The sequence below is a fragment of the Microbacterium sp. genome (assembly GCF_035277845.1).
GTDB lineage: Bacteria > Actinomycetota > Actinomycetes > Actinomycetales > Microbacteriaceae > Microbacterium.
Genome location: NZ_DATEJS010000231.1, coordinates 1 through 12,217, shown reverse-complemented (window position 1 = coordinate 12,217; position 12,217 = coordinate 1). Strand labels below are relative to the sequence as shown.

11 protein-coding genes and 1 tRNA gene are annotated in these 12,217 nt (G+C 68.4%); 6 read left to right on the top strand and 6 right to left on the bottom strand.

The window, feature by feature from the left end; translation table 11 throughout:
• From VJR25_RS10065 to VJR25_RS10050, 4 genes are all read left to right on the top strand, one after another.
• A partial coding sequence (locus tag VJR25_RS10065) for a HAMP domain-containing sensor histidine kinase (RefSeq protein WP_324114837.1) occupies positions 1–996 on the top strand: 996 nt, incomplete at its 5' end.
• Entirely contained in the window at positions 993–2,144 is a 1,152-nt protein-coding gene (locus VJR25_RS10060; RefSeq protein ID WP_324114836.1) for a diguanylate cyclase domain-containing protein, read from the top strand. The genes VJR25_RS10065 and VJR25_RS10060, both read left to right, overlap by 4 nt.
• A gap of 188 nt (positions 2,145–2,332) precedes the next feature.
• Positions 2,333–3,757, top strand: a complete 1,425-nt coding sequence (locus VJR25_RS10055) for a glycosyltransferase family 2 protein (protein WP_324114835.1) — start codon at positions 2,333–2,335, stop codon at positions 3,755–3,757.
• Between the two features lie 70 nt (positions 3,758–3,827).
• Positions 3,828–4,133: a hypothetical protein gene (locus VJR25_RS10050; protein ID WP_324114834.1), complete on the top strand. Its 306-nt coding sequence runs from the start codon at positions 3,828–3,830 to the stop codon at positions 4,131–4,133.
• A gap of 161 nt (positions 4,134–4,294) precedes the next feature.
• On the opposite strand, the gene VJR25_RS10045 is transcribed toward VJR25_RS10050, so the two are convergent.
• The 5 genes from VJR25_RS10045 to VJR25_RS10025 all read right to left on the bottom strand — a co-directional run bounded on the left by VJR25_RS10045 (position 4,295) and on the right by VJR25_RS10025 (position 9,400).
• Complete coding sequence (locus VJR25_RS10045) at positions 4,295–5,128, bottom strand: response regulator transcription factor (protein ID WP_324114833.1); 834 nt, start codon at positions 5,126–5,128, stop codon at positions 4,295–4,297.
• Between the two features lie 156 nt (positions 5,129–5,284).
• Positions 5,285–5,545: a DUF6458 family protein gene (locus VJR25_RS10040; protein WP_324114832.1), complete on the bottom strand. Its 261-nt coding sequence runs from the start codon at positions 5,543–5,545 to the stop codon at positions 5,285–5,287.
• Between the two features lie 169 nt (positions 5,546–5,714).
• A tRNA-Pro gene (locus VJR25_RS10035) sits at positions 5,715–5,788 on the bottom strand.
• An 86-nt stretch (positions 5,789–5,874) separates the two neighbouring features.
• Positions 5,875–6,795: a metallophosphoesterase gene (locus VJR25_RS10030; protein ID WP_324114831.1), complete on the bottom strand. Its 921-nt coding sequence runs from the start codon at positions 6,793–6,795 to the stop codon at positions 5,875–5,877.
• A 1-nt stretch (position 6,796) separates the two neighbouring features.
• The gene (locus VJR25_RS10025) at positions 6,797–9,400 is read right to left on the bottom strand and encodes a transglycosylase domain-containing protein (RefSeq protein WP_324114830.1); all 2,604 of its coding nucleotides are present in this window, start codon (positions 9,398–9,400) and stop codon (positions 6,797–6,799) included.
• A 94-nt stretch (positions 9,401–9,494) separates the two neighbouring features.
• On the opposite strand from VJR25_RS10025, the gene VJR25_RS10020 reads away from it, so the two are divergent.
• The gene (locus VJR25_RS10020) at positions 9,495–9,710 is read left to right on the top strand and encodes a DUF4177 domain-containing protein (protein ID WP_039401556.1); all 216 of its coding nucleotides are present in this window, start codon (positions 9,495–9,497) and stop codon (positions 9,708–9,710) included.
• 1 nt (position 9,711) lies between these two features.
• On the top strand, positions 9,712–10,179 hold the full coding sequence (locus VJR25_RS10015) for a RidA family protein (RefSeq protein WP_324114829.1): 468 nt from the start codon (positions 9,712–9,714) through the stop codon (positions 10,177–10,179).
• A 121-nt stretch (positions 10,180–10,300) separates the two neighbouring features.
• Here VJR25_RS10015 and acs read toward each other — a convergent pair.
• The coding region (acs, locus tag VJR25_RS10010; RefSeq protein ID WP_324114828.1) for an acetate--CoA ligase at positions 10,301–12,217 on the bottom strand (1,917 nt) is incomplete at its 5' end.

Below are 12,217 nucleotides of genomic sequence, written 5' to 3'. Positions count from 1 at the left end.
TTCGTCAACCGCACCTACCGCGGGTGGGTCGACGCGTTCGGCGAGACGGGCGACGGGCCGCTGTTCGACCGCGTCTTCCAGCCCGATCGCGTCACCCCCTATCCGGAGGCCGGCCGTCCGTTCGTGCGCGCCATGGCCGGGCAGGAGTTCGACGATCTCGTCATCTGGGTGGGGGAGCCGGGAGAGCAGCGCCGCGCCGCCTACTCGGTCTCGTCGCGCATGATCCACGATCCCGGAGATCAGAGCATGGCGGGCCTCATCGTCCTCAAGGACGTCACCCAGGAGCTCGAGGCCATCCGGGGCCGCGACGACCTCGTCGGCTCCGTCACCCACGAACTCCGCTCTCCGCTGACCTCGATCCTGGGATATCTCGACCTGGTGAGCGAGAGCGATCTGCCGGAGGAGACGCGGGCGCACGTCGAAGTGGCCTCCGGCAACGCCGAGCGGCTCCTCGTCATCGTCAACGACCTCCTGCGCGCGGCCAGCGACGCGGAGAAGGATCTGTCCATGTCGTTCGTCCCGGGCGACGTGGCCCAGATCGTCCGCGAGGCCGTCGAGGCCAACCTGGTGTACGCCAAGTCGCAGGACGTCGAGCTCGACATCGACGTACCGGCGACCGCGCCCGCGACGATCGACCCGGTGCGCATCCGTCAGGTGCTCGACAACCTCATCACGAACGCCATCAAGTACAACCGCAAGCTCGGACACGTCCTCGTGCGCATCGAGGTGGACCGGATGATCCGGGTCGAAGTGCAGGACAGCGGGCTCGGCATCCCGGAGGCGGATCTGTCGCGCATCTTCGACCGCTTCTACCGCACGCGGTCGGCGCGCGATTCCACCGTCACCGGCACGGGGCTCGGCCTCGCGATCACGCGGGAGATCATCCAGCGGCACGGCGGCGAGCTCACCGTGGAGAGCGTGCTGGGCCTCGGCAGCACCTTCCGGATCACCCTTCCGAGCGACGGCACCGATCCTGCAGGGGAGCAGAGGGCATGAGATTCGACGACACCACTGCGGCCGTGTTCGCCACGTTCATCGCGATTCTGTGCGGCGTCGTGTTCATCCTCAACACGGCACTGCGGCGCAACGACCGGGTGGGACGCATCTGGTGCCTCGCGTTCGTGAGCGCGATCATGGTGGCGCTCTCCGACCTCATCCTGGGGCTCGCGCCCTCGGCCTGGTGGGCGACGGCGGCCGGCAACGGGGCGTCGGTGCTGGTGTTCGGGATGCTCTGGTCGGGACTGCGTGCGGCCAACGCGCGACGCTCGCTGTACGGTGTCCCGCTCGTCATCGCGGCTCTGGTCGTCGCGGGCTCCCTCGTCGCGGGTGCCCGGCACGGCGCCTGGGCGGATGTCATGGGCCTGCACGTCTCGGTCGTGCTTGTCGCGTCCCTCGGATTCGTCGAGGCCGAGCGCGGGTGGCTCGCGCGCAGCCTCAACTCACGCATCCTGGGCGTGAGCCTTCTCGCCGCGGCCCTGTACTTCGTGGTGCGGGCGGTCGCCGTGCTCGCACTCGGGGCGCAGGAGGCGCAGTTCCGGAACGCTTTCGGCACCTCCGTGGAGATGTTCGTGACCGTCGGTATCGTGGTGGTCGCGTGCACCACGATCTCGCTCGTGCAGCGTGAGCGCTTCCGCCGCCCGGGGCTGACCGATCCCGGGGAGGCCGAATCGGCCGGGCTCCTGGGACCGGCGCAGTTCCGCGAGCTGGCGGAGGTCTGGCTCGGCCGCGCCGCGCGCGACCGGTCGACGATGGTGCTCGTGCTCATCGAGCTCGCCAATCTCGACGAGATCAACCTGGCCTTCGACCGGCACGCGGGCGACAGTGCCATCCGGGCGCTCGGGCAGCTCGCGGTCGACAACACGCCGACGGCGGCGCTGGCCGGCCGTCTCACCCGCAACCGCGCCGCGATGCTGTTCCCACTCACCGACGAGCAGGAGTTGTGGGCGGTCACCGACCGCATCAACAGCGATGCGCTCGCGGCATCCGTCGCCGGCACGGACATGTCCGGGATCGCGACGTACCTCGGCGTCGCATCGACCCGGTCGGCCGGGCCGCAGTTCGACGACCTGGTGGAGACGGCGGAGGCGGTGCTCGAGCTCGCCGTCGAGACCCAGCGCCCCGGCACGGTCGAGTACGCGGTCTGATCGTGTGCCGTACCACGGGTGCAGGCGCTTTCTGCGGCGACGGGCCGCCGTCTTGATGGAATCTTGAGGCAACCTTGCCGAACCCCGTGCGGGGTCCTTGAGGTCGCTGTTGAAGACTGGCCCCAGCGAAACGAGGCGGACTCGGATCGCATCGAACCGGGGGGTTTGGGGCCATGTCGAAAGAGCTGATGGTCGCTCAGAACGCATACGTCACGCGGCTGAGCCACGCGGTGGACAACGGGTTCATCGCGTCGGTGGAGGCGCTCGCCACGCAGCGGGCCACCATCGGCTGCGTCATCCCGGCCTACAACGAGGCGGAGTCGATCGGCCAGGTGCTCGAAGCCCTCCTGTCGCAGACCCGGGTTCCCGACGTCATCCACGTGGTCGTGAACAACAGCACGGACAACACGGTCGAGGTCGCGAGCGAGTACGCCGGACGCCACCGCATCATCGTCGCCGCTCACGAGCAGTTCACCGAGGTCTACGTCCACGACATCGGCAGGAACCCGGACAAGAAGGTCGGCGCGCTCAACTACGGCTTCGAGCTCGTCGAGGGATGCGACTACATGCTGGGCGTCGACGGCGACACCGTCGCCGAGCCCGACGCGGTCGAGCGCCTCGAGGAGGAGATCGTCAGCGACTCCCGCATCGGCGGAATCTCGGCGATCTACACCGTCGACGACCATCACATGCGGGGCATGGCCGGCTTCCTCGTCGCGGGTCAGCGCACCCAGTTCGCGGCGTTCAACATGCAGAACATGCTCCGCGGCCGCAACATGGCGGTGCTCGGCGGGCAGTTCTCGATCTTCTCGATGCGCGCGCTGCTGCAGGTGATGCTCGACAACCACCAGTCCACGCCGTGGGTGCGGGACAGCGAGGTCGAGGACTCCCTGCTGTCGCTGCAGATCAAGAGCGCCGGCTTCCTCACCAAGATCAGCGCCCGTGCCCGAGCGAGTGTCGGCGGTATGACGACCCTGCGCAGCCTCGACGCCCAGCAGGTGAAGTGGAACTTCGGCGCCATCGACCTGATGTGGCCGGGACAGCGCGGGGACACCACCGGGCAGCCGTTCCACCCGAACCTGCGCGTGCGGTGGCTCGAGAACTTCTCGATGCTGCTCAACGGCGTCATCCGCCTGCTGTTCATCCTGCTGCTGGTCGCATCGCTGTCGATCAACGCCTTCGTCTTCTCGCCGGTCTGGCTGATCCCGCCGGCCGTCGCCCTGCTGCTGAACGTGCGCATGGCCCTCGCGATGAAGAACCGCGATATGAAGGACATCCTCTTCGCCCTCACGTTCGTGCCCTCCGAGATCTACATGTGGATCCGGCTCGGCCACTTCGTGCGGGCGTGGAGCAAGTTCCTCAGCCGCACCGAGGTCGACAACTGGGCCGCGCAGGCCAAGGCGGAGCGCGGTGCCGGTGCGGCGTTCGTCGCCCCGGCGATCATCGCCACCCTGGTCATGGCCGGGCTGGTGGTCGGCTGGTTCACGCTGTCCGTCGCCACGCAGTCATCCATCCTGGCGGTCGGGTGGCCCGTGCTCGGGGTGATCACCGTCGTCCAGACGCTCGGGATGCTGTTCAAACTGCTTCGTCGACAGCGCGGGTATCGGGTGTGATCGCATCAGCACCTACCTGTTCATCGACGAAGGGGTACTCCGCAGGCTTCTGCCGGAGCTGGGGGGCGACGTGCGCGCAGGCGTACGGTTCGTCAACGACTTCGTCGCCGCATGGGAAGGACGCGCGACCAACCTCATCAATGCCGTAGACCACCAGGATTTCGAAGGGAGCTCCACCGTGCTGCTCAGCATCCGTGCCACCAGTGCGATGATCGGCGCCACGGTCCTCGCTTCGAAAGCAGACGAGCTGCTGGGGCAGCTCGCCGAGAGCCGCCGGATCGACGCACGCAGCGTCGAGGAGCTCGTGGCGGTGGGTGCTCCCACCTGCCGTGAGCTCACAGATCTGGCGCACCGGCTGGAGTCCGCGCCGGCCTGATCTACCCGAACCGTCGGCTGCACCCCGAATTGCAGCCCTCCGAACCCGAAACGGAGTGGCGACCGAGGAGTCGCCGGGCGGAGATCAGGTCGGTGCGACTCCACAAAGACCGGGTCGACCGATTCCATCCCCCCTGGATCGGCCGGCCCGGTTTCTCGATGTCACTCGCCCGCGGCTGTGAGCCGGTACCCCACACCGCGGACGGTCTCGATCCAGCGCGGCGAATTCGAGTTCTCCCCGAGCTTCTTGCGCAGGTTGCCCATGTGCACCTCGATGCCGCGCTTGTCGGCGTCGCTGACGAAGTGGCTCGTCACGTAGCTCTCGCCGCGCAGCAGCAGGGCGAGGTCCGCCTTGGTGCGCACCCGCCGCCCGGAGTCCATGAGGGCCGACAGCAGGTCGAACTCGGTGCGCGTGAGCGCGACTTCGACGTTGTCCACGCGCACGATCCGCATCGACGGGTTGAGGCGGATGCCGTTGTGCACCAGCCAGCCCTCGGTGCTCTGGTCCGCAGCGGGCGTGGACGCGGAGACCGGGTGCGCCGCGTCCGGTGCGTCGGATGCGTCCGGGGCGGACGGGGCGGGAGTCGGGTCGGCGGATGCCTCGGAGGCGCCGATCACGCGCGGGCGTCGCAGCATCGCCTCGATGCGGGCGCGCAGCTCGCGCGGGCGGAAGGGCTTGGAGACGTAGTCGTCTGCTCCGGCCTCCAGACCCTGCAGGGTGTCGATCTCCTCATCGCGCGCGGTGAGCATGACGATGTACGTCGGGCTGATCGCACGGATCCGCTTCGCGGTCTCGAATCCGTCGATGCCGGGCATGTTGACGTCGAGCGTCACCACGGTCGGGTTGTAGGCGCGGACGGCCTCGATGCCGTCGATCCCGTTCGACCGGCCCACGACCTCGAATCCGCCCTGCGTGAGGACGGTCTCCAGCAGGTTGCGGATGTCGTCGTCGTCCTCGATGACCACGGCCACACGCCGGGAGTCGAGTCCGTTCATGTCGTTCTCCTTCTGAGCTCGGCGCTCACGCACCCCCGGGCCTGGCCTCCAGGCGTCGCACTCACGTCCTTAGGCTACTGGCCGACCGTCGGACGACACGACGATGGCCGGCCCTTCCGGGCCGGCCATGCGCCGATCGTCGAGCAGTGATCGTGCTCAGACCTCGTCGTCGTTCGTGGAGCTGGTGGTGTGCTTGGTCGTCTTCGCCTGCGATTCGGGGTCGACGACGGTGCGGTTCGTCGTCACGCTGCGCTTCCGGCGCAGGCTGAAGATCAGCCCGAGCACGAACACCACGGCGCCCGCGATCATGAGGATGTAGCCGACCATGTGCAGGTCGATCCACGACACCTGGATGTTCAGCGCGTACTCGAGGATCGCACCGATCACGAAGAGAACGACTCCCGTTCCGATACTCATGGTGTACCTCCCGGTTCGGCACGGTCCGAGCCGCGCTCGATGCCGTCAGCGTAGGCACACCCGGCCACACGGGGCGCCGGAATCCGGGCGTCTTGCCGGACCTCCCACGGGATTGCCAGGTGGATGCAAGCAAGAAGGACCCGCCCGAAGGCGAGTCCTTCTCATGATGTCGGGGTGACAGGATTTGAACCTGCGGCCTCTTCGTCCCGAACGAAGCGCGCTACCAAGCTGCGCCACACCCCGTTGCCGAAGCAACCCCACGAGTCTACCTGATGCGAGGCCGTGCTCCGAACCACCGGACGCGCCCCGACGCGCGCGAACGGCTCTCGTCAGTCCCGCGGCAGCAGTTCCAGCAGGGATGCCTCGGGGCGGCATCCGAACCGCACCGGCGCGTAGATGGAGTGCCCGACGCCCGCGCTGACGTTGAGCGGCACGGTCCGTCCGTCGTGCGTCCAGCTGGACAGTCCCCGTGCCTGATCCAGCGGGATGTCGCAGTTCGCCACCAGCGCCCGCCGTGCGAACGGGACCCGCACCTGGCCGCCGTGGGTGTGCCCGGCGAAGATCGCCTCCGCGCCGAGGTCGAGGTATTCGTCGAGCACCCGCCGGTACGGCGCGTGGGTGACTCCCCAGCGCAGGCCGTCGCCGAATCGCGCGACGAGCGGGGGGAGCGCGTCGAGGTCGTCCCAGTCCCGGTGCGCGTCGCTCACGCCGAACGCGTTGATGCGCACGCCGCGCGCGGTGATGGACCCGGTCGTGTTGTTGAGGTCGACCCAGCCGAGGCCGCTGAGGTACGCGTCCAAGGCGTCGGCGTCGAGGTTCGCGCCCGGACGCCGCACCTTCGACGGGCCGAGGAAGTACTTGAACGGGTTCCGGGGGGACGGTGCGACGCGGTCGTTCGACCCGTGCACGAAGAACCCCGGAACGCCGCGGAAGGGCTCGAAGGCGGCCCGGATGCCGCGCAGGCCGTCGACGTGTCCGAGGTTGTCGCCCGTGTTGACGACGATGTCCGGCTCGAGGGCGGTGAGGGATGCCAGCCACTGCTGCCGGCGCTTCTGCCAGGGCGCCATGTGCACGTCCGAGACGTGCAGCACCCGCAGTGGGGGAGTGCCGGGAGGCAGCATCCGCAGGGTGTGCCGCCGCACGGTGTACAGGTGTCGCTCGATGCCGAAGCCCCAGGTGGCGGCGGCGACGCCGACCGCCCCCACCACGCCGAGCGTGGTGAGGGCGGTAAGAGATGCGGGATGCGCCACGTCAGCCGTTGCCGCCGCCGCCACCGCCGCCTCCGCCGTGCTTGCCGCCACCGGTGCCGGGCGGTGTGGGCGACGGCGACTTTCCGCCGGTGCCGCCCGACGACGAGCCCTTGCCGTTGCTCGGGCTGATGGTGATGCGCATCCCGGCGTTCGCCATGCCCGGGCCCGGGTTCTGGCTCGCGATCGTGCCGGCGGGCAGGCCGGAGTCCACCGGAGCGCTGATCACGTAGCCGAAGCCGGCGTTCAGCAGCGCCTGGATCGCGTCGGCCTGGCTCATGCCGATGACGTTCGGCACCGACTTCTGCGACTGCTTGGTGAGGCCGGTGTCCGGCGCCGGGAAGCTCTTGCCCGGGTACCACTGGTCGATCGCGCCCTGGATGTCGCGCGCCAGCGGGTAGCGGATGTTCCACAGCTCGATGCCGTTGTAGAAGTTCAGGTCCATCCGCGGCGGGTTGTCCGGGTTGACCCCGTCGACCGCGCCGACCCAGTTGGCGGTGGTCACGGCCGTGCTCGAGGTGATCAGCCAGGTCTGGTACGACTGGTGGGTACCCGTCTTGCCGATCAGTTCGGTGCCGTCGTTCGGGTTTCCGTTCACGCCCGTGCCGCCAGGACCCATCGGCCCCTTCAACGCGTACGCGGCGGTCGCCGCGATCTTCGCGTCGAGCACCCGCTTGCAGGTGCGCGTGGGCGCCGCCATGGGGTTCCCGTTCGCGTCGGTGACCTTGTCGATCACCTTCGGCTGGCAGTAGACGCCCTTGTTCGCCACCGTCGCGTACGCCGACGCCATCGCCAGCGGCGAGACGTTGTCGGAGCCGAGGATCTCATACGGCGCGGGATAGGTGTTCGACCCCTTGCCCGTGCCGTCGGTCGACAGCGGGATCGGGGTGTCGTCTCCGCGTGTCACCCCGAGGCTCGCGGCGGTCTTGCCGATCTGGCACAGGTCGAGCTCGTGGGCCATCCCCCAGAAGCCCGAGTTCAGCGACACCTTGGTGAAGAACATCGGGGTGCCGAATTGAGCCGTCTCGCCCTTGAAGTTCCCTGGCTGGTACCCGCTCGAGTCGGAGAGGGTTCCGTTCGGCAGGCAGGAGTCCTTCCAGCTGTAGAACGACTGGTGCGTCCCGTTGACGATCTCGTTGACCGAATGGCCTTCCTTCAGCCACGTGAGCAGCGTGAACAGCTTGAAGGTCGAACCGGCGTTGAAGCCGACCGATTCGCCGTTGGCCCGGTCGCCGGCATAGATGATGCCGGTGTGGCCGCCCGCGTTGCTGGTGTCGCTGTAGTGCGTGTTCTGCGCGATCGCCAGCACTCGTCCCGTGCTGGCCTGGACGCTCACCGAGGTCGAGCCGAAGTGCATGTACGACAGGTGGCTCGGGTTGTACTTGTACTGCGCCTTCTGGGCGGCCTTCTGCACGCGCGGGTCGAGCGTGGTGTAGATCTTCAGCCCGCCCTTCTGCAGCTGGCGGCCCCGGTCGGTGGGCGACGCGCCGAACGCCTTGTCCGTGAGCACGGTGTTGCGAACATACGCGCAGAAGTACGGGGCGAAGGAGGCGGCGCAGCCCACTGTCGGCTGGGTGATGTTCGGCACGATCGGCGCCTTCGCCGCGGCGTCGTACTGGGCCTGCGTCACCTTGCCGTTCTTGAGCATGCGCCCGAGCACGTAGAGCTGACGCTCCTTGGTGACGGAGTAGCCGGTGATCTTCACGGCGTCCTTCGGCGCCGTCGCGGGGTCGACCATGTCGTAGTAGTCGCCGTTCTTGACCAGGGCGATCTTGTCCTTGGCGGTGTTGGCGGCCTTGCCGTTGACGACGGTGGAGCCGCTCGGCATGTCGATCCGGTACGAGTTCGGGTTCTGCACCATCCCCGCGAGGGTCGCCGCCTGCGACAGGTTCAGCTTGCTGGCCGGAATGCCGAAGTAGTACTTCGACGCCGCGTCGACGCCGTAGTTCGTGCCGCCGAACAGGGCGATGTTGAGGTAGCCGAGCAGGATCTCGTTCTTCGAGTACTTCTGCTCGAGGGCGATCGCGTAGCGCATCTCCTGGATCTTGCGCTTGATGCCGTTGGTGCCCGTGGCACCGGCGGCCTGCTGCCAGCAGGTGTTCGCGGCATCCACGCTGTTGCCGGTCGTGTTCCACTCGCACTGCTGGATCAGCACGTTCTTCACGTACTGCTGGCTGATCGAGGAGCCACCGCGGGAGCTCTGCCCCTTGAGGTTCGACAGCACGGCGCTCGTCGTGCCGATGAGGTCGACGCCGCCGTGCTCGTAGTAGCGCGAGTCCTCGCTGGAGAGGATCGCGTCGTACATGACCGGTGCGATCTGGTTCCAGGCCACCGGCGAGCGGTTCTGGTCGTAGAACTTCGCGAGGGTGTCCCACTTGCCGGACTTCGTGTCCTTGTACAGGATCGTCGACGGCAGGCTGAGCTTGTCGATCGTCAGCACGCTCGGCAGATTGTCGAACAGGGTGATCGCACTCGTCGCGGCCGAACTCGTCACCGCCACTGCCGGGGTGACCGTCGCGGTCACCAGAACACCGGCCAGCGCGCTCAGACCGATCAGACCCAGCAGTCCGCCGAACACGCCTGCAGCAGTCCGTTTGTTATCAGGCATAGGCTCAAGGCTAGGGGACGAGGCTGGGCGAAGCCTGCCCGGAACCTCCCAGAATCCGTCCCGTGCCATCCATCCCCGATCCTCCGGAGCCTCCATGACCACGTGGGAATACATGACCACGCCGCTGCTGATCCACAACACCGCCGCGATCCTCAACAACTGGGGCAAGCAGGGCTGGGAGCTCGTGCAGGTGGTGACCGGTCCCGAGGGCGGGCTCGTCGCGTACTTCAAGCGCCCGTCGGGTGCGGGGGCCGCCAACGCCGGTCTCGGAGCCGCGGCGGAAGCCGCCAAGCAGTTCGAAGGGAACTGACATGACCCTGTCGCAGAAGCTCGCCGACCTCGACATCGACCTGCCCCCGGTCGCCACCCCGGCGGGCGCCTACGTGCCCGCGCGGGTGCACGGCGACCTCGTCTACACGGCCGGTCAGCTGCCGCTCGTCGCCGGGGCGCTGCCCGCGACGGGCAAGGTCGGCGAGGGGCACGGCAAGGTTCCGCCGGCGGATGCCCGCGAATACGCCCGGCTGTCCGCGCTGAACGCGATCGCCGCGGCCGCCAACGCCATCGGCGACGTGGACCGCATCACCGGCGTGCTGAAGGTCACCGGCTTCGTGGCATCCGTGCCCGAGTTCACCGCCCAGCCCGCGGTCATCAACGGCGCCAGCGAGCTGTTCGGCGAGATCTTCGGCGACGCCGGCGCCCACGCCCGCTCCGCCGTCGGGGTGCCGGTGCTGCCCCTCGACAGCCCCGTCGAGGTCGAGGTCGTCTTCACGATCGACTGACCGCTCGCCCCGCGAGCCCTCACCCAGATACGCGAACCCTCACCGGAAGACGCCTCGAGCGGCGCTTTCGGTGAGGGTTCACGTATCTGGGTGAGGGTTGGCGGGCCCAGGGAGTTGCGGCCTACTTGACCTGGGCGCTGATGATGCTCATCACCTGCGTGTCGGCGAGGGTGGTGGTGTCGCCGACCTCACGGCCCTCCGCCACGTCGCGCAGCAGGCGCCGCATGATCTTGCCGGAACGGGTCTTGGGGAGTTCTCCGACGATGTAGAGGTCGCGGGGGCGCGCGATGGGGCCGATCTGCTCGCCCACCCACAGACGCAGGCTCTGCGCGAGGCCGTCGGGGGAGTGCTGGCTGAGGTACGACTCCTTGATGATCACGAACGCGACGACGGCCTGACCGGTGGTCTCATCGGATGCCCCGACGACGGCCGCCTCGGCGGTGGCCTCGTGCGCGACGAGGGCCGATTCGATCTCGGCGGTCGACAGCCGGTGGCCGGACACGTTCATGACGTCGTCGACGCGGCCGAGCAGCCACACGTCGCCGTCGTCGTCGAGCCGGGCGCCGTCGCCGGCGAAGTAGTAGCCCTTGTCCGCGAACATCGACCAGTACGTGTCGACGTAGCGGTCCGGGTCGCCCCAGATGCCGCGCAGCATCGAGGGCCAGGGCTCGGTGATCACGAGCAGACCGCCGTTGCCGTTTCCGACGTGCTCGCCCTTCTCGTCGACGACGTCGACCGAGACGCCCGGCACCGGCACCTGTGCCGAGCCCGGCTTGGTGGCCGTGATCCCCGGCAGCGGCGAGATCATGATGGCGCCGGTCTCGGTCTGCCACCAGGTGTCCACGATCGGAGCCTCGTCGCCGCCGATGACCTCGCGGTACCACATCCACGCCTCCGGGTTGATGGGCTCGCCCACCGACCCCAGGACGCGGATGCTGGACAGGTCGAACTCGCCGGGGATCTGGCGTCCGAGCTTCATGAACGAGCGGATGGCGGTGGGGGCGGCGTAGAGGATCGTGACGCCGTACTTCTGGATGATCTCCCACCAGCGGCCGGGATGCGGGGTGTCCGGGGTGCCCTCGTACATCACCTGGGTGGCGCCGTTCGCGAGCGGTCCGTACACGACATAGGAGTGCCCGGTCACCCAGCCGATGTCAGCCGTGCACCAGTACACGTCGGTCTCGGGGTGGACGTCGTGCACGACCTTGTTCGTGAATGCCGTCTGCGTGAGGAACCCGCCCGAGGTGTGCAGGATGCCCTTCGGCTTGCCGGTGGTGCCGGACGTGTAGAGGATGAACAGCGGATTCTCCGAGGGGAACGGCTGCGCGACGTGATCGGGTGATGCCGCCGGGACGACATCGTGCCACCACAGGTCGCGGTCCTCGGTCCAGTCGACCTCGTTGCCGCCGCGCTTGACCACGATCACGTGCTCGACGGTCTCCTGCACGCCCGACCCGTTGCGGTCGGCGAGGGCGAGGTCGACGGCGGGCTTGAGTGCGGACACCTTGCCCTTGCGGTAGCCGCCGTCGGCGGTGATCACGAGCTTCGCGCCGGCATCGTCGATGCGGGCGCGCAGGCTGTCGGCGGAGAACCCGCCGAAGACGACGGAGTGGATCGCGCCGACGCGGGCGACCGCGAGCATCGCTGCGGCCGCTTCGGGGATCATCGGCAGATAGATCGCGACGCGGTCGCCCGGCCCGATGCCGAGGTCCTCGAGCACGTTCGCGAGCCGCTTGACCTCGTCCGTCAGCTCTGCGTAGGTGACCTTGCGCGAGTCGCCCGGCTCGCCTTCCCACAGCAGCGCGATGCGGTCGCCGTTGCCCGCCTCCACGTGGCGGTCGAGGCAGTTGTAGGCGACGTTGAGCTCGCCGTCGGTGAACCACTTCGCGAACGGCGGGTTGGACCAGTCGAGAACCTCGGTGAACGGGGTGTGCCAGTGCAGCTCCCGCGCCTGATCCGCCCAGAAGCCCTCACGATCCTCCGCCGCCCGTTCGTAGAGGTCGGCGGTCGCGTTGGCGTGTGCTGCGAATCCGGCGGA